We start from the raw sequence: 16,606 nt of genomic DNA on the forward strand, positions 1-16,606 counted from the left end.
GGCGTGCGTTTTGTTGCGTGTCAGCGACGTTTGCGTTCATGAGAAAGGACGGCGATTTCATCGAGCATGCCGGCTTCTTTTTTCTCGAGATATTTTTTGTACGCGGCATTTTGCTGTTCCTCTAGTTTTTCGATGATCTTGCGGTCTTTGCTGGCTTTAACCAGTTGCTGCCGCTTTTTGGCAACCTGGAGCCGCTGCTTTTCCAGCTCTGCGGCGCGTTGAACCACCTGCTCTTTGACCAGATCGATTCGGTGGTCAAAAAGCACCAACCGGTCAACAGTGGTGCCCTGTTCATTCTCCCGTTGCAGCCCGGTGTACAACTCAGCTAATTCTTCCTCGACGCGGAGCAGCGCTTCCTGAAGTTTCGCCTCCACTTCCAGCGCCTGAAACAGCCGTTTTTGCGCCGCGTCTTCGAGCTGATGGCGGTATTTGAGTACCGCGTGCAGGGCAAACGGCTTCATTCGGCCTCGTCGGCGTCGGTTTTGCGGCGGTCAAAGCCCTTGCGGTTTGGCCGTCGCCGGTCGGCGCCCTGGCGTTCGCTGACCAGATCGCCCATGGCGGCAATGGTTTCCTCCAAGGTGGAGGGTTCGTCGAACCCCTGGGTGAGGAAGGTGTTAATGGCGTCGATGCGCGAAATGGCGTAGTCGATCTTTTTGTTGCTGCCGGCGGCATAGGCGCCGATGTTGATTAGATCCTCGGATTCCCGGTACACGGCCATGACGCTGCGCGCCTTGCCCGCTAATTCGCGATGCCGTTCTGTAGTGATGTCGCGCATGACGCGGCTGGTGGACATCATCACGTCAATGGCCGGGTAATGGTTTTTGGCGGCAATGCTGCGGGAGAGCACAATGTGGCCGTCCAGGATCGAGCGCACCGAGTCAGCCACCGGTTCGGTCAGGTCGTCGCCGTCGACCAGCACGGTGTACAGGCCGGTGATCGAACCTTGGTCCTGGAAGTTGCCGGCCCGTTCGAGCAGCTTGGGCAGGGTGGCGAACACGCTTGGGGTATAGCCCTTGGTGGTGGGCGGCTCGCCGATGGAAAGCCCGATCTCGCGCATGGCCATGGCAAAGCGGGTGACCGAATCCATCATCAACAGCACGTTTTTGCCCTGCTGCGAGAAATATTCGGCAATGGCCGTGGCCACAAAGGCCCCGCGCATGCGCAACAACGGCGACTGATCCGAGGTGACGGCGATGATCACCGAATGCGCCAGTCCGGCCGCGCCCAGATCGCGTTCAATGAATTCCTTGACCTCGCGGCCGCGTTCGCCGATCAGGGCGATGACGTTGATGTCCGCCTTGGCGTACTTGGCCATCATGCCCAGCAGCACGCTCTTGCCCACGCCCGAGCCGGCCATGATGCCCATGCGCTGGCCAATGCCGCAGGTCAGCAGGCCGTTGATCGCCCGGATGCCGAGGTCCAGCGGCTGGATGATGGCGTCGCGGCGCATCGGGCTGGGGGGCAGGGAATAGAGTGCCTTTTGGTGAGGCAGGTTCAGCGGCGGTCCCTGATCCAGCGGCTGGGCCATGCCGTCGAGCACCCGGCCGAGCAGGGCGTCGCCGACGTTGATCGAGGCCTGTTCCTTTTTCACCCGGATGAGGCTCCCTGGCCCAAGCCCCCGCAGTTCGCCCAGCGGCATCAACAGCGCCTGGTTGTTGCTGTAGCCGACGATCTCGGCCGGGATGGGCGCGCCACCCTGAAGTGGCGTTATTTCACAGAGCGAGCCAATGGAGGAGCGGGCGCAGGTTCCTTCGACCACCAGGCCGACAATTCGATGCACCTTGCCGTACACGCGGATGGGGGAAAAGGCGGCAAGGGGATTTGGGGCGCTGGTCATGGACGTTTCGTGGCTCGAATGATCGGAGGATGGCTGCCTGCGCCTGCCTGCGCCTGGTTTAGCCGCAGCAACGGCCGTGGTTCAGGCCTGCCGGGGTTAGGCGCCGGCTGCAGAGTCGCCTGCGGGTGGTTCTGCAGGCGGCGGCAGTTCGATGTCGACGGTTGGAAGCAGGCTCGGATGCTCTTCCAGCAAGTCTCTGACGCCTTCCAACTGGCCTTCAATCGAGGCGTTCACGGTGCAGGCCGCCGATTCCAGCGTACACCCGCCCCGGGTCATGAGGGGATCAGTCTTGAAGATGATCCGCTCCAACCCGCGGATAGCGGCAATCAATTCCGGAGCTTTGGCCTCGGCAACGGCAAGATCGTCGGGGTGGAGGGTCACATAGTGCTCCTCGCTGCCAATGGCCTGCTCCAACGCCGCCTGCAGCGTGTTGGCGATGATGTTGCGCGGCGTGACCAGTTCCTGGCCAAGGATCTTTTCCGTGAGGGCGATAACCAGATTGATCAGGTCGCCCTGGCTGTGGTCCAGCATCTGTCGCCGTTGGTTGTCAATTTTCCGACACGCTTCCCCAAAAGCGCTGACCGTCAATTCCAGCGTTGCCTGAAACTGGGCGGCCTGGTCGGCAGCGCCCCGATTGTAGGCCTCCTGTCGGACAGCCTCAAGGTCGATCGCCGGTTCCGGGGCAGGGGGAGGTTCCGGCGGCGGCGCCGCAATGGGCTCAACCACCGGCGTCTTTGCCTGGAGCGTCGGCTCGGGTGCAACCTGGTCCAGCGCTTGGGCAACAGCAGATGGCGCAGCTTCCATTGGAGCCGTTTTCGCCGGCATGGCGAGCGTGCGCTGCACCAGCGGCGTGGGCGTAAAATGGTTGTCCACCCTGAAGACCTTAGACGAACTCATCGCCGCCGGTTCCTCTGCCGAGCACCAACTTGCCCTCTTCCTCAAGTTTCATCGCAATCTTGACGATGGTCTGCTGCATGGTTTCAACCTCGGAGAGACGCACCGGCCCCATGGCTTCAAGATCGTCCTTGATCATGTCTGCGGCGCGGGACGACATGTTGCTGAAAATTTTAGTTTTGATATCGTCGGAGGCGGTCTTCAGGGCCATGGTCAGGGAATCGTTGTTGACCTCGCGCAGGATCATCTGAATGGCGCGGCCGTCAAGGGCGCAGAGATCCTCGAAGGTGAACATCATCTTGCGGATGTTCTCCACCATCTCCGGATCGACCTCTTCCAGGCTTTCCAGAATTTCCGAATCCAGATTGTCGGCCATGCTGCCAAGAATTTCCACCACCTTTTTCAGGCCGCCCACTTCCCGTTGCTCCTGGCCGCCGACCACGATGCCGATCTCTTTGCTCAAGGCCTCCTCGATCCGGTCGATGACCGCCGGAGAAACCGTGTCCAGAGTGGCGATGCGATGGATGACGTCGGCCCGTTTTTCCTCGGGCAATTTGGCGATGATGGCGCCCGCATGTTCCGTGGCCTGGGTGGACAGCACCAGGGCCAGGGTTTGCGGATGTTCGCGCTCAAGCAGTCCGGCCACCATCGACGGCTGCATCTTGGCGATGGTTTCCAGGGGCCGGGCCTCGGTGCCGGTGACCAGCTGACGCATGAGGCTTGTTTCCCGTTCCCTGCTGCCAGTGCCGGCGATCAATTTTTTGGCGAATTCCTGGCCCTTGACCACCAGTCCAGCCTGACTTTCGGCGGCTAGTTCAAAATCCTCGATAATCCGTGCCTTGAGATCATCGGGAATATGCTCGATTTCCGACATGCACCGGGTGACCTTGAAGATTTCCTCGTCCGTCAGCTCGCGCAGCAACTTGGTCGCGGTCTCCTCGCCCAGGCAAATCAGGAGAATCGCCGCTTTTTTCAGTCCTGTCAGTTTTTCAGCCGCTGCCATGGATGCCGTTGTTCCGTGAAGTGGTGGGGAGTGACTGCGCCTTGTCCGGTCATGCTGCAGAAATCAGGTCGGCTCATGAATCCAACCCCGCAAAACGTGGGCGCTGAACACCGGATCGTTTTCTACGCCTTTGCGCACCTTTTCAAGGGGATCCGCCGTCGATGATTCCGTTGCCTCCTTGTAGGCGGCGCCGCCGATCAGCGCTCCGGCTCCTTTGGGACCGGCGCCCGAGGGGCCGTATCCTGGTTTTCCGCCCGCAGCCTGCTGCGCCTGTTCGGCTTGCATTTCTTCCACTGTTTTATAGTGCTGGGTAACGTCCCGGTTCAGGGTCTTCATCAGCGGCCGGATCATGAACAGATAGAGCAGCAGGCAACCGAGAATCAGCAGGCCGTAGCGGAGAAAAGGCATGTACTGATACATTCGGTTGGCGGCCATGCCCTCGCCGTCGCCGCCCTCTGCCGATTCAAGAAAGGGCATGGAGGTGACCTCGATCTTGTCGCCCCGCTGGTTGTCAAGTCCCAGGGCCGAGGAGACCATGGTTTCCAGCGCCTTGAGTTCGGCTTCGGAGCGGGCTTCGGTCTTGGCGGGTTCCTTGTCCTTGCCCGGCACAACCTTGTCGGCCACCAGGACCGAGACCGAGAGCTTGCTCACTGTGCCGACCGGGTTGGTGGTCTTGGACACCACCTTGCTGATCTCGTAATTGGTGGTGCGTTGCGCTCGACTGGAAGGGGGCGATGCGCCGGCGCTCTGGTTGCTGTTGCCCTCCAGATTGGATTGAACGCCGGGTACGCCGCCGGTGATCTCGGAGCCTGATTTTTCCTCGCTGGTCTGCTCGCTGCGGATGACCGGCTCTTCGGGATCAAAGGTCTCTTCGGTTTTTTCGGTCTGAGCGAAATCCAGCGTGGCGCTGACCCGGACCATGGCGTTTTTGGCCCCCAGGGATTTGTCGAGCAGGGCCTGGGCACGGTCTTCCAGGCGTTGCTCGACCGAGGTTTGGTATTCGAGCATGTCCGGGGACAGGTTGCCGGACAGTCCCTTTTCGCCCAGGCGGGAGAGGACGTTGCCGTTTTGATCGATCACCGTTACTTGACCAGGGTCTAAACCCTCAATCGAGCTGGAAACCAGGTGCACAATGCCTTCAATCTGGGCTTCGTTCAGTCGTTTTCCCGGGGCCAGCTTAATGATGACCGAGGCGGTGGCCGCTTTCTGCTGATCCTTGAACAGACGCTTTTCCGGCAGCGCCAAATGCACCCGTGCTGTTTCCACCGGTCCGAGCGAGGCGATGGTGCGGGCCAGTTCCCCCTGAAGGGCGCGGGAATAGTTGACCTTCTGCACAAAATCGGTGAGGGCGAAGGATTGCTTGTCAAAAATTTCAAAGCCCACCCCGCCGCCCTGGGGCAAACCCATGGCGGCCAGGCTGAGGCGGGTTTCATAGACGTCTTTGGCCTGAATGAGGATGTTGTGGCCGTTGTTGGTCAGTTGATAGGGAACATTCTGGCCTTTGAGCCATTCCACCACCGCCGAGGCGTCGGAATCGGCCAGATTGCCGTAGAGCAATTGATAGTCGGCGGTTCGCGCCTGGACGATGATAAAGGCAAACAGTCCCAGGGTGATGACGGTGACCGCAGCCAGGGCGATTTTGCGCGAAATTGGCCAGCCGACGACCGTGTCGACCAGCGTCCTCCACCCGCTTTTCGGCTGCTGAGGGGCAGCGTCCGTTTGTTCAGCCATAATGCATCCCTGCTCCTGGAATCACGTCTCTCTGTTTGGTCCTTGCTTCACCCCAGCGAGGGCGTTACACCTGCATCCGCATCACTTCCTGATAGGCGTCAATGGCCTTGTTGCGGACCTGGATCATATACCTAAGCGAGATGTCCGCCTTTTCCATGGAGATCATGGCGTCGTGCAGATTTTTCTCGCCGCCGGAGTGAACCTGCTGCAGGGCCTGGTCGGCGGCCTGCTGCTGCTCGTTGGTTTGGGCCACCATGGTCTTAAGGAGGTCGCCAAACGAGGTTTCGACCTGGGCGACCGGCGAGGCGGTGGGTTGGGCAGGCGCGAGCGCCGGAACAACGGCTTGAATCGCTTCCATTTACTTATCTCCCGATGTCCAAGGCTTTCATGGCCATGCGCTTGGCCGATTTGATGGTGGTGGTGTTGGCCTCGTAGGAACGGGTGGCCGACATCATGTCCACCATTTCCTTGATAACGCTGACGTTGGGCATCTCCACGTAGCCGTCTTCTTTGGCGTCCGGGTGGGTGGGGTCGTAGATCCGTTGCGGCGCACTGTCGTCGTCAATGATTTTGGCGACCTTCACTCCCTGGGCCTGCCCCTGGGTCTGCAGCGAGGCGTTGAGGTGCTGTTTGAAGGGCAGATTCTCCGTTTGAAAAACCACTGATTTTTTCTTGTACGGGCCGCCCTCCGGGGTAGAGGTGGTTTCCGAGTTGGCCAGGTTGGAACTGATGGTGTTGAGCCGCGTCTTCTGGGCTTTGAGGCCTGTGGCGGCGATGTCAAAAGTGGTGAAAATATCCATAACAACCTCCGGGTTTGCTGTGTGCTTTAGCTAAGCAAATTACGCGCCACCATTTGCGGCATATTTGAGCATCGAAATTTTTTTGTTGAGCATGGTGACCGCCGCTTCGTACAAGATTTCGTTTTGCGAGAGTTTGATCATCTCCTCGTCGACGCTGACGCTGTTTTCGTCGCCAAGGCCGGTGTTGTCCTTTTTGACGCTCACAGTTCCCGACACCTGCTCAAGGGTTGACGGCTTCAGGGGAATATGATTGGGCTGGGTGGCCACCGGCCGCATGCCGTTGTCCGACAGGGCGCTGTGCAGCTGATCTTCAAAGGTGAACGACTGCGCCGAATATCCCGGCGTTTCGGCGTTGGCGATGTTGGAACCAATCACTTCCTGATTCTTGGAGCGAAGGTCCAGAACTTTCTGCAGAAGGTTCATGGTGGTGTCGAACTGTTGGATTCCCGGCATATTCTGCCTCCGCTGGTTGTGTGTTTGAATGGTGACGAACGCGGCGCGGCGCGCTTGCTTGCAGCTGGTATTATTGCCGCATTTCCAGAATCGCCGCTTCTTCGCGGGCGAGTTTGGTCCACAGTGGGTCTTTGCCTTTTTCGGCCAATTCCTTGAACAGGTTAAGCGCTTGCTTGGGGTTGTCCCGTTTGAGTTCAATCTGCGCCAGGCGGTACCGGGCCTGTTCGTCGCCAGTTTTTTCGCCAGCAAGCTGTTGAAACAGCGGAGCCGCCTGCTGCTCTTTGTCGGCCTGGAAGTACGCCTCGGCAAGGGGCAGCAGCAGGCCGTTTTGCACCACTCTCTCCCGTAATTCCGCGGCGCCAAGGGTGACGATCACCTTTTGCCACTCTTTGGATTCAAAAAAGATGCGTCCCTTGAGCATTTCCAGTTGGGGCAGTTTGGGGCTGTTGACGGCTGTCAGAATTTTGATCGCTTTGTCGAGCTGGCCGCTTTCATAAAGAGCCCGCGCCTTGAGCAGAAACACCGCGGCAAGATCAGAGCCCTTGGGGTAGCGCAGTTGATAGCGGTCGGCATATTCCTCGACCTGAACGTAGCGACCGGCGGCAAAGAGAGAGCGCAGCAGCGGCAGGTAGATCTTTTCCTTGTCGCCGTCGTCGGCCACCTCAAACAGATACTGGTAGGTTTGGGCCGCCTGATCGGCCATGGCGAGGTTGTCGTAGGCGCGGGCCAGGTCGTAGAGCAGGGCGCTGTCGACCCAGCCGCGGGCGAAGATTTTTTTGTTCTGTTTGGCCAGCACTAGGGCCTTGATGTATTCCTTGTCCTTGACCAACTGCCGTATCACCCCAGGCAATTGCTGGATCAGTAGGGCTGTGGCCTCGGTCCGCAGGTTCCCGGATTGAAAACCGCGCAAGAGTTCCAAACATCCCTGGACGCTGGCCTCATGCTCTCCGGACAGGGAATCCACCAGGGCCTGTTTGAAGGCGTTTTCTTCCCGCAAGGCCACAGAATCGGCCTGTTCGGCGTATTTTTCGTACACCGCGCGCGCTTCCTCCGCGGCCAGATGTTTGGCGGCATAGTCAAGGTCGGTCTGCTTGAGCAGCGCCCGCAACCCGCCGCTGGTTCGAGGAAAGGCGTCCTGAATCTGTTGCAAGTCAATCCGCGCCTTTTTCGCGGTGGCTGGGATGTGCAATTGGCACATGGCCTGACGGAAAAGGGCCAGATCCTGGTCTGGCTGGTTGTTGAGCAGGTCGGCGAGCTGAGTGTAGCGTTTGGCCGCCTCGGGGAAACGCTTGGCCGCGTAGAGGCAGTCGCTGAAAAATGCAAGCGACATGGGATCGGCGTCGATCACCCCGGATTGGGCGGCCAGTGCAAGATAGGCTGTCAATGCTTTGACTTTGTCGTTTTTTACATAGAGTAAATCGGCTTGGCGCAGCAATCGGACAGGGGCAAGCGAGGCGTTTTGAGTGAGGGCCGGTTCGGCCAGCAGTTTCTCCGCGTCAAGGGTGCGGCCGGCCATCAGCGCCAGTTCCGCCCGGAGAAGATTGAAGGAGCCGGCCAAAGGAGTTTCCGTTCCGATTTTATTGAGCAAATTGTTCAGTTCATAGTAGGCGTTGATGTGATCGCCGCGAAAGGCCTGCTGATAGATCAAGAGAAATTGGGCCAGATCGGCCATCAGCGAATCCGGGTATTGCAGCATGATGCGCTGCAGCAGAAAATACGGATCCCGGTATTCGCCGGCCCTGAGCAGGGCTTCGGCGTAGGTCAGGACCAGGCGTTCTTTCAGGTGTTCATCCGGTTGGCTCATCACCTGCTCCCGCAGCAACTGACAGGCCTGGTTCCACTTGCCGACCTTGGCCAAAGCGTCGACCTCTGCAGTCAGCCAGGCGTCATTGGCTGTCGGCGGCGACAAGACCGAGGCCAGAGGAAAAGGGGGCAGGTGCAGCAGGGGCGGCGGTTTGATTGCCACTGGAGATTCGTATTGGGTGAAAAAGGAAGGCCAGTTTTTGGCGTAGGCCGTGGCGTTGACCGGGTTGATTGAATCGGCGCCTGTTCGTTTGACCACGCTGACGCCCTGGAGCTTGGACGAGAGTTCTGGATAGGAGGTGGACAACTGATTGCCCAGGAGCACGTCGATCAGGAGCATGGCCGTGTCTTTGTTGCCTTCGGTGGTCACTTTTTGCGGGGCATAGCGAAAATAGAAGGAGAGAACGGTTTTTGAGTTTTGCGTCTTGCTGACCATTTTGATCATCCGGTCGTCGGCCGCAGGGGCCGACAGGGCCGGGTCCGGCGTGGTGTCGGCAAGCTCCAGGTCCATCCTGCGGCCGTTTGTGCTCAGGTTGAATCCGGGCAATTGGTCGAAGTGGAGAAAAAACTGCAAATGGGTCGATTCATCGCTGCGGTTGACCGTTTTGAGGACAGACGCGGCCTCGGCGCTGGTCCCGGAAAACAGGTTGACAGCGAGCAGCAGCAGAGAGATGATGAGAAATCGAATGGTCATGGCGTGTATGGGCAGTGGGAAGCGGGCGAACTCCAGGTCTGAAGCTCGGCGCGTTCACTCCTTTTAAGCAATAAACATTCCATTTTACCCTGCTGCGCCAGTAGGAATAAGGGGAGCTGATCGAGGGGTGCCGGGTGTTGGCAAGGCCTTCGGCCCTCTTGGGTCGTCTGCTGGCGTGTCATATTTTTGGCAACAAGACGGGGCGCATCGGCGGTCGATTTTAAATATAGGAGAACTTCTGTGGCGTTAGGGGAAGAGCAAGGCATGCTCGAGAGTTTTGTTGATGAGAGCCGGAAGAGGGTGAGCGGGGTTCTGCCTTTGGTCCAGGCCCTGGTGCTGCAGCCGGACCAAGCAGACCTTTTGCCGCAGGCGATCAGCAGTGGTTTTCACTTGTTCCAATCGATCAAAAGGGCCGGCGCGTTTCTTGGTCTTGCCCACTTGACGGCCCCGGCCGAGGCCATGGGGTATCTCCTGGATCGGGTCAGGGCCGGCGTTTTGCCGCTGACGCCCCAACGTCTTGGGCTTTTGGCTGAATCCTGCACCTTTCTAGACCAGGGCCTTGTGCTGATCCTGCGGGAAAAAACCGATCAGCGACTGGCAGCCTCCGCCGCCGCTCTGAGCGCGGCGATTTTTGAGTCCGCGCACGCGGGTGAGGATCACGGCAACGAACTGGCCGAGATCGGGGCAATGCTTGAGGATAACGAGCTTTGCCTGCAGGAATGCGAACATTTCGAACGTTTGCTGGCAACCGTTGAGCAGGAGTTTGTGCTTTGGGATTTCATCGCAGTTGACCATCGGCGGGTTGGAAACTTATGCCGGTTGCTGCACAGCTTAAGGCAAAATTTCGCAAGCTGTCATTTGGATGCGTTTGCACGCTTGTGCATGGCCCTGGAATCCACCTTGAATCGGTATATCCAGGGCGAGTTTTTTCAAACCGAATATCCAGAACGTGTTTTTTTGCGCGGCATTGACGCCATGCGCGAGGCCCTGTCCGGTTTAGCGCTTGGCAAAAATCTTGTCGTCGCCGATTTTAAACACCATTTGGCCGCAGTGCAGGGGTTGATCCGGCAACCCATCGGCGAGTTGCTGATCGAAGCCGGCCTGGTGGACGCTCGAACTGTGGACGAGGCCCTGACCACCCAGCAATCCCTCCAGGGCAAACAACCCCTCCGTCTAGGCGAAGTGTTGGTGGCCATGGGCGAGGTGACTGAAGAACAGGTGCTCGACATCCTTCAGGAGCAGCAGGGCAAGCGGGCGCGCGCGCAGGAGGCGGAAGCCGCCTTTGCCGCTGCAAGGCTCAATGCGCCGGCGTCTTTATCGTTTGCCCAGGCAGCGCCACAAGAAGTCGGCATGGATGGCCGCAAATTTGCAAGAATGATTGCCGTGATCAAACAGATAACGGCTGTGTCGTTGCCTGAAGCGCTGCAACCGTTGGCCGCTGAGGCGCATGCGCTCGCCCTGGCGTGCAACCGGGAGGCGTTTTCTTGGTACGTGCGCCATTTTCAAAGACTCGTCCAGGATCTGGCCCGCCGCCATCAAAAGAAGGTTAATCTCAGCGTGCACGGAGAGGATGTGCTCCTCGAAGAAGTCGACATGTCGGCCTTTGCCGACCTGCTAGCCCCTCTCTTGCGCAATAGTGTCGTTCACGGCCTTGAATCGGCGGAAGACAGGGTACGCCTCGGCAAGCATGCGAGTGGTCGGCTGACGTTGACGGCCCTGCGGCAGGGAAAGGAAATTTGGGTGTGCGTCGAGGATGACGGACGAGGGTTTGATCGGGCAAAACTTGCCGCGTTGAATGTTGCCTGTGGCCTGATCGCTGCGGAAAAGGTCGAGCAGTGTTCGCTTTTCGAGCTTCTTCAAGCGTTTTGGGCTAATCAGGACCTCGTAACGGGAACAGGCCGCGGCGACCGATTCGCCTGCACCGGCCTGGGCGCCGTGCAGGCCCAGTTGCAGCGCATGCAGGGACGCCTTGAGATGTGGTCGAGTCCGGGCAAAGGGGCCCGGGTTACTCTGCGAGTGCCTCAGGCATCTTGAAATCCTTGGAGAAAGATTTCTTTTCTCGGAAGAAAACTTGCTTTCCAGGTTTTCCTGTTGATAGAATACCCCATGTTGAAAATCTCCCCCGCCTTGCGCGATTGCCTTGAGCGATTGCCGAGGCGGGAGTCGTCAGTTTGTAGAAATAACGCCCTAACGGAAAACCGAGGAGGAACGAATGGCAAAAAATGTACTGCTTGTTGATGATTCCAGCACCATGCGCAAAATTATCAGCCGATCATTGCGACAGGCCGGACTTGATTTTGGTGAAATTTACGAGGCCGGCGACGGCCAAGAGGCTTTGGCCGTGCTGGAAAAGGAATCCGTCGACATCGTGCTCAGCGACATCAACATGCCCAACATGAACGGCATTGAGTTCCTGCGGGAAAAGGCCAATCGTCCTGGGATCAAAGATATCCCGGTGTTCATGATTTCCACCGAAACCGGCGACGACATTATCGGCGAGGCCAAAAGTCTGGGCGCAGTCGGCGCATTAAAGAAGCCCTTTACTCCGGACAAAGTCAACGAGGTGCTGGGGCCGTTGATGTGAGGGGAAAAGGAATTTTACCGCACCACAAGACTCTTTTCCGGATGATCCGCCGTGATCATCCGGATAACCGCGGAGGGGAAAGAGTGTGAATAGTTTTGCCGAAATTAACGACAAGCTTATCGAGTCAACCATAGAGATATTCACCGGCATGGTCATGATGGAAATCTCTGTTTTGGGAGAACCGCTGACGGAACTGGGGTCTCTCAAAAAATCGATCACCGGCATGGTCGGCCTCGCCGGCACCCGCAAGGGCGTTTTGGCGGTCCACTTTCCCAGGCAGGTGGCCTTGGACGTGACCAGCAATTTTCTTGGTCTGGAAGTTTCTGAAGTCAACGAGGACGTCCAGGACGCCATTGGCGAGATCGCCAACATGCTGGGCGGCAATTTGAAGACCATTCTTTCTGATCGCGGCCGGGACATTCAACTCTCGTTGCCGTCGACCATTTCCGGCGATGAGTATTCTTTTTCCTCGCAGGCGGAAGTCGACCAGGTCATTATACCTTTTCAGGCCCCATCCGGCGTGTTTTACGTCGAGGTTGAACTGGAACATTAACGGCTTTGGCCGTATTTTGGCCGCAACCTTAGCCCGGAGACTTTTTCTTGGAATTAGAAAAACATCTCGTCGACGCCACTTTGGAGGTCTTTGCCTCCATGATTTTTATCGATATTACGCCGGCAGCGCCGTCGGATGAGCCCATTTCGGTCCTTGAGCCGAATTTGTCCAGTTTGATTGGGCTCGCCGGCGATCTCAAGGGCATCCTTGCCGTTCATTGTCCCTCGGCCGTGGCCTTGGGCATCACCTCAGCCATGCTCGGCATGGACGTAACGGAACTTGGAGAGGACGCCAAGGACGCCATCGGCGAGATTGCCAACATGGTTGCGGGCGGGCTGAAGGTGGCGCTGGCGCCAACCGGAAAGAAAATCGAACTGGCCATTCCCACCACTGTTATCGGCACGTCCATTCGAACCAGTGGTCTCTCCGGTGCCACCAGGATCATGATCCCGTTTTCCAGCCCAATTGGTCGCTTTGGCCTTGAACTGCGTTTTATCCTTGCCTGAGATATCAGGTAAATTTTCATGCGCCAGCCGCCGAAACAAATGCAGACCTGTTTGTGCCTATCAAGCCGATTTTCCAAAACATTGGACGCCGTGCCTCTCTCTTGACGTGAAGTGATGAAAGCCAGAGAACGCTTCGACAAAATATTGCTCGCCAGTCGGGATCGAATCCAGGACGAGGTTGCCGCTCTGATCGGCAAACCGTTCAAATTGGGCGAGGCGCAATTTCGTCTGGCGAGCAAGGAAGCGTTGTTTGCTGATTTGAGTGGCAAACAGGTGCTTGCGCACGTTCATTTGGACGGCGACATTCAGGGGGAAGGCTGTCTGGTGGTTGGCCTTAAGGACGCCATATTCATCGGCGGCGCCCTGATTATGCTGCCTGAATCGGAATTGGAGAGCGTAGTCAAGGCGCAAGAGTATTCCGATGAATTGAAGGATTCCTACGGCGAGGTGGCCAACATCGTCTGCGGCGCGGTAACGGTGACCTTTGAAGAGCAGTACCCCAAAACCGTGCGCCTGATCAGGACGGAACAGGAGGTCGTCGTTCCGGTCAAAGTGGACGTCGAATCTGCACAGCCGGTCGCCGACGTTCCCTATTATCTCATGGCCGCCCCGATGCAGTTGGATGGGCGTGAGCTCGGCAATTTGTATCTGGTGTTGCCTGCGCTGCCCTTTGGTCTTGCCGATGATGCGCCAAAGGAAAAAGCAGCGGCTGCGCCGAAGGAATCTGCGGTCGCGACAGAGGCGGCCGCCGGCAAGCAAGCGGAGGCCGTTGGCGTGCTTGCCAGGGAAACAGACGCCGCTGGTTCCGCAGAAGAGGTCGGTGTTCTTGAGCGTCCCGGAGGAGAGGAGGAGACCGCGGAATCGGCGACCGCTCAACCGACCCCGCCGAAGCATGACGTCGGCAAACAGAAAAAAATGATCGACGGCCTGGTGAAAAACAGCTTGGCCAAAATGTGCGAAGAAGTCAGCGCCCTGCTCGGAGGAGTTTTGCAGGTGACGCCGACTGAGAATATCGCGGTGACCAAGGAGGGCTTTCTCGAGCAGGCAGGCGGCAAGCAGATCATGGCGCGCATGGAGTTGCGCGGCAGCGGGCAGGGCGAGGAGGCCTACCTGTTCGTTGACGTTAAATCTGCAGTGTATCTTGGCGGCTGTCTGATTATGCTGCCGGAAAGCGAACTGGAGGAAACGGTTCGCAACGAAGACTTCGGCGACGACGCCCGCGACGCCTACGGCGAGGTCGCCAACATCATTTCCGGGGCCTTTACGGCCACGTTTGAAGAACATTCCCGTCTTAAGCTTGGTTTTGTGAAAACATCGATGGAGCCGGTGGCGCCGGTCAAAATTGACCCGGACTCCGACGATGTGTTTGCCAATCAGGCCTATTATCTTGCCTTGGGGCAGATGCAATACAATGCGCGCGATCTGGGGCGGCTGCAGTTGCTGATCCCGGCCAAGACGCTTGGGTTGGAAGAACTGCTGACGGCGGGCGAGGAATTGGCTGCAGACGACGAAAGCAAGGGGGCTGCGCCGCCAAAAGCGACAGCCGCGAAAAGCGGCGGAGCGGCAGGTCCCACCCAATTACGGGAGAAGCCCAGCGAAAGTGCAGATGTCCTCGTCTTTACCGACGACGATGGCGAGGCGGGACGTATTGTCAATGTTCTGGAGGAGCAGGGGTATGTCTGCCGCATTCTCCACTTTAAGGATTCGGTCAACAGCGTGCTGACGCCTCGGATTCAAATGATCTTTTTGGTTATGCAGGAAGTGAGCGAGCAGGGATTTGGCGTGGCCATCAAAATCAGCAGCGCCGGTCTGTCCGCGCCTTTGGTGGCCGCCGGTCCGGCCTGGACCAGGACGCTGGTGCTTAAAGCGGTGAAATACGGCGCCTGCGACATTCTTGTCACCCCGTCGTCGCCCGACGACGTCCGGGAAAAAATCGAAGGCAATCTGGTCAAAAAAGCGGCGTAACTCGGGTTACTCCCCTTCCTATTCCTCGGACACTGCTCCGATCAGTTCCTTTTTCTTGATTTTTTCCAGCAACGTGGTCCGCTTCAGATTCAACAGGCGAGCCGCTTCCTTTTTGTTGCCCTGGGTCAGTTTCAACGCTTGAACGATTAATTGGGTTTCAAAATCGTTGACCAGCGCATTGAAGTCAATGCCGCTGTCGGGCCACATTTCTCCGGCAATTGCGGCGGCAGAGGAGGCGAGCAGCAACTGTTCCGGGGGAGAAACGTTGCCTGTTTCTTGGGCAGGCGCACTTGCCGGTTCAGGGGGCAGAGGACCGTTGCGGTATTTTTCCGGCAGATCGTGGTAGTCGACATGAGTCCCGCCGTGGAGAATCGTCATGTGCTGCACCAGATTCTCCAATTCCCTGACGTTGCCCCGCCAGGGAAAGTGCGAGAGGGTCAGCATGGCGGCCGGATTGAATCCCAACAGGGGATTTTTTTTGGTTTTCCCGATGGTGTTGATGAAATACTCAATCAGCAATGGAATGTCTTCGGAGCGTTCACGCAAAGGGGGGATGGCGACCGGAACAACGCTGAGCCGGTAGTAGAGGTCCTCGCGGAATCGGCCTTCGGCCACCATCTGCTCCAGATTGCAGTGCGTGGCGGCAATGACGCGGACGTCCACCGGGATCGGCTTGAGCCCGCCCACGGGTTCAAACTCCCGTTCCTGCAGGACTCGCAACAGTTTTGCCTGCAGCACCGGTTTCATGTCGCCGATCTCGTCGAGAAAGAGAGAGCCGCCGTTGGCGTATTCAATCCGACCTATTTTCGAGCTAACTGCTCCGGTGAAGGCGCCCTTGGTGTGGCCAAACAGTTCGCTCTCCAGCAGATCGTCGGGGATGGCCGCGCAGTTGACCGGCACAAAATGATGCGTCGCCCGCGGGCTGTGGGCGTGGATGGCCTTAGCCACCAACTCCTTGCCGGTTCCTGATTCGCCCTGAATCAGCACGGTGCTGAGGTCGTCTTCGGCGAGTTTGCCAATCAGCTTGAACAGCCGTTGCATGGACTGACTTCGGCCGATTATTCCGTAAAATGCGTCTGGGGTCATGGCGTTAGTCGGGAAGTTTGTCCGCCAGTTTGCTGGTGGTGAGGCGCATGTTGAGGCTGAGGAGCCGCATGATTTTTTTAAGCAGCGTCACGGCCAGGGCCGGATGGTGTTCGGTGAAAATATCAAAACCCTTTTTGGTCAAGATTATGACAACCGATGGCTGCCGGGCAACCACTGTGGCCGAACGGGGCGATTTGTCGATGATCGACATCTCGCCGATGGTGTTGCCCTTGCCCAGACGGGTAATAACCCGGTAGTCGCCGACCGAGGTTTTTTTGAGGACGTCGAGCAGGCCGCGCACCACAAAACACATGAAATCGCCTTTCTCGCCCTCGGTAAAGAGATGTTCCCCACGCATGACTTCGGCGAAATTCATGTGACGGGCAAGGATGTCAAGCTCATCGGATTTGAAGGCGTCAAACAGGGGCAGCGTCAAAATGAGATCCCTGGTTTTTTCTTCAGTTTCGGTGAGTTCCTGTTCAGGGGCAGCGGTTCTTTTCATGCCGAATACAATGCGGCGCAGTGGTGGGCAGCCGGAGAGATTGTTTTTTTATTGCGTCCTCGTTTACAGTTATCGTAAGCCTACCACAGGTGAATCGGGGAAGACAAGGGACTTTCCTAGAAAGTGTCATTTTATTGACAAGAAGAATGCGTTGTGCGGGCCGCATGGAGTCGGCGCGCGCACCATGGAGGCAAA

At 57.9% G+C, this 16,606-nt stretch carries 15 protein-coding genes and 1 pseudogene; 5 read left to right on the forward strand and 11 right to left on the reverse strand.

Annotation, left to right across the window (positions count from 1 at the left end):
• Window positions 1–20 precede the first annotated feature (20 nt).
• The 9 genes from fliJ to RCH93_RS04055 all read right to left on the reverse strand — a co-directional run bounded on the left by fliJ (window position 21) and on the right by RCH93_RS04055 (window position 9,215).
• Window positions 21–461, reverse strand: a complete 441-nt coding sequence (gene fliJ / locus RCH93_RS04015) for a flagellar export protein FliJ (protein WP_306547030.1) — start codon at window positions 459–461, stop codon at window positions 21–23.
• The gene (locus RCH93_RS04020) at window positions 458–1,837 is read right to left on the reverse strand and encodes a FliI/YscN family ATPase (protein ID WP_306547031.1); all 1,380 of its coding nucleotides are present in this window, start codon (window positions 1,835–1,837) and stop codon (window positions 458–460) included. The genes fliJ and RCH93_RS04020 overlap by 4 nt, the downstream gene beginning before the upstream one ends.
• Window positions 1,838–1,933: 96 nt before the next feature.
• Entirely contained in the window at window positions 1,934–2,734 is an 801-nt protein-coding gene (locus RCH93_RS04025; RefSeq protein WP_306547032.1) for a FliH/SctL family protein, read from the reverse strand.
• Window positions 2,721–3,734 (reverse strand): flagellar motor switch protein FliG, encoded by a 1,014-nt coding sequence (gene fliG / locus RCH93_RS04030; protein ID WP_306547033.1) that lies wholly within the window; start codon window positions 3,732–3,734, stop codon window positions 2,721–2,723. The genes RCH93_RS04025 and fliG overlap by 14 nt, the downstream gene beginning before the upstream one ends.
• Window positions 3,735–3,797: 63 nt before the next feature.
• Window positions 3,798–5,465, reverse strand: coding sequence for a flagellar basal-body MS-ring/collar protein FliF (fliF, locus tag RCH93_RS04035; protein WP_306547034.1), 1,668 nt, complete (start codon window positions 5,463–5,465; stop codon window positions 3,798–3,800).
• Window positions 5,466–5,529: 64 nt separating this feature from the next.
• Complete coding sequence (gene fliE, locus RCH93_RS04040) at window positions 5,530–5,823, reverse strand: flagellar hook-basal body complex protein FliE (protein ID WP_306547035.1); 294 nt, start codon at window positions 5,821–5,823, stop codon at window positions 5,530–5,532.
• Between the two features lie 4 nt (window positions 5,824–5,827).
• Window positions 5,828–6,265, reverse strand: coding sequence for a flagellar basal body rod protein FlgC (gene flgC / locus RCH93_RS04045; protein ID WP_306547036.1), 438 nt, complete (start codon window positions 6,263–6,265; stop codon window positions 5,828–5,830).
• Window positions 6,266–6,304: 39 nt separating this feature from the next.
• Complete coding sequence (gene flgB / locus RCH93_RS04050; protein WP_306547037.1) at window positions 6,305–6,718, reverse strand: flagellar basal body rod protein FlgB; 414 nt, start codon at window positions 6,716–6,718, stop codon at window positions 6,305–6,307.
• Between the two features lie 70 nt (window positions 6,719–6,788).
• Window positions 6,789–9,215 (reverse strand): lipopolysaccharide assembly protein LapB, encoded by a 2,427-nt coding sequence (locus RCH93_RS04055; RefSeq protein ID WP_306547038.1) that lies wholly within the window; start codon window positions 9,213–9,215, stop codon window positions 6,789–6,791.
• A gap of 264 nt (window positions 9,216–9,479) precedes the next feature.
• On the opposite strand from RCH93_RS04055, the gene RCH93_RS04060 reads away from it, so the two are divergent.
• From RCH93_RS04060 to RCH93_RS04080, 5 genes are all read left to right on the forward strand, one after another.
• Complete coding sequence (locus RCH93_RS04060) at window positions 9,480–11,249, forward strand: ATP-binding protein (RefSeq protein ID WP_306547039.1); 1,770 nt, start codon at window positions 9,480–9,482, stop codon at window positions 11,247–11,249.
• Between the two features lie 178 nt (window positions 11,250–11,427).
• On the forward strand, window positions 11,428–11,799 hold the full coding sequence (locus tag RCH93_RS04065; protein ID WP_306547040.1) for a response regulator: 372 nt from the start codon (window positions 11,428–11,430) through the stop codon (window positions 11,797–11,799).
• An 85-nt stretch (window positions 11,800–11,884) separates the two neighbouring features.
• Window positions 11,885–12,352: a chemotaxis protein CheX gene (locus RCH93_RS04070; protein WP_306547041.1), complete on the forward strand. Its 468-nt coding sequence runs from the start codon at window positions 11,885–11,887 to the stop codon at window positions 12,350–12,352.
• 47 nt (window positions 12,353–12,399) lie between these two features.
• A complete protein-coding gene (locus RCH93_RS04075) occupies window positions 12,400–12,858 on the forward strand; it encodes a chemotaxis protein CheX (protein ID WP_306547042.1) in 459 nt (152 codons plus the stop codon).
• Between the two features lie 114 nt (window positions 12,859–12,972).
• Entirely contained in the window at window positions 12,973–14,823 is a 1,851-nt protein-coding gene (locus RCH93_RS04080; protein ID WP_306547043.1) for a hypothetical protein, read from the forward strand.
• An 18-nt stretch (window positions 14,824–14,841) separates the two neighbouring features.
• On the opposite strand, the pseudogene RCH93_RS04085 reads toward RCH93_RS04080, so the two are convergent.
• Both RCH93_RS04085 and RCH93_RS04090 read right to left on the reverse strand, forming a co-directional pair.
• Window positions 14,842–15,885: pseudogene (locus RCH93_RS04085) on the reverse strand (sigma-54 interaction domain-containing protein); the annotation flags it as partial.
• Window positions 15,886–15,913: 28 nt separating this feature from the next.
• Window positions 15,914–16,411, reverse strand: a complete 498-nt coding sequence (locus RCH93_RS04090; protein WP_306547045.1) for a cyclic nucleotide-binding domain-containing protein — start codon at window positions 16,409–16,411, stop codon at window positions 15,914–15,916.
• Window positions 16,412–16,606: the final 195 nt, after the last annotated feature.

The organism is Desulfobulbus sp., assembly GCF_030824455.1.
Classification (GTDB): Bacteria; Desulfobacterota; Desulfobulbia; order Desulfobulbales; family Desulfobulbaceae; genus Desulfobulbus.

Excerpts from the sequence above, each read along its gene's own strand:
- fliE (WP_306547035.1), bottom strand. The coding sequence starts at position 5,823 with ATGGAAGCGATTCAAGCCGTTGTTCCGGCGCTCGCGCCTGCCCAACCC.
- RCH93_RS04025 (WP_306547032.1), bottom strand. The coding sequence starts at position 2,734 with ATGAGTTCGTCTAAGGTCTTCAGGGTGGACAACCATTTTACGCCCACG.
- RCH93_RS04065 (WP_306547040.1), top strand. The coding sequence starts at position 11,428 with ATGGCAAAAAATGTACTGCTTGTTGATGATTCCAGCACCATGCGCAAA.
- RCH93_RS04020 (WP_306547031.1), bottom strand. The coding sequence starts at position 1,837 with ATGACCAGCGCCCCAAATCCCCTTGCCGCCTTTTCCCCCATCCGCGTG.
- RCH93_RS04060 (WP_306547039.1), top strand. The coding sequence starts at position 9,480 with ATGCTCGAGAGTTTTGTTGATGAGAGCCGGAAGAGGGTGAGCGGGGTT.
- fliF (WP_306547034.1), bottom strand. The coding sequence starts at position 5,465 with ATGGCTGAACAAACGGACGCTGCCCCTCAGCAGCCGAAAAGCGGGTGG.
- fliJ (WP_306547030.1), bottom strand. The coding sequence starts at position 461 with ATGAAGCCGTTTGCCCTGCACGCGGTACTCAAATACCGCCATCAGCTC.
- flgC (WP_306547036.1), bottom strand. The coding sequence starts at position 6,265 with ATGGATATTTTCACCACTTTTGACATCGCCGCCACAGGCCTCAAAGCC.
- flgB (WP_306547037.1), bottom strand. The coding sequence starts at position 6,718 with ATGCCGGGAATCCAACAGTTCGACACCACCATGAACCTTCTGCAGAAA.
- RCH93_RS04090 (WP_306547045.1), bottom strand. The coding sequence starts at position 16,411 with ATGAAAAGAACCGCTGCCCCTGAACAGGAACTCACCGAAACTGAAGAA.
- fliG (WP_306547033.1), bottom strand. The coding sequence starts at position 3,734 with ATGGCAGCGGCTGAAAAACTGACAGGACTGAAAAAAGCGGCGATTCTC.
- RCH93_RS04055 (WP_306547038.1), bottom strand. The coding sequence starts at position 9,215 with ATGACCATTCGATTTCTCATCATCTCTCTGCTGCTGCTCGCTGTCAAC.
- RCH93_RS04080 (WP_306547043.1), top strand. The coding sequence starts at position 12,973 with ATGAAAGCCAGAGAACGCTTCGACAAAATATTGCTCGCCAGTCGGGAT.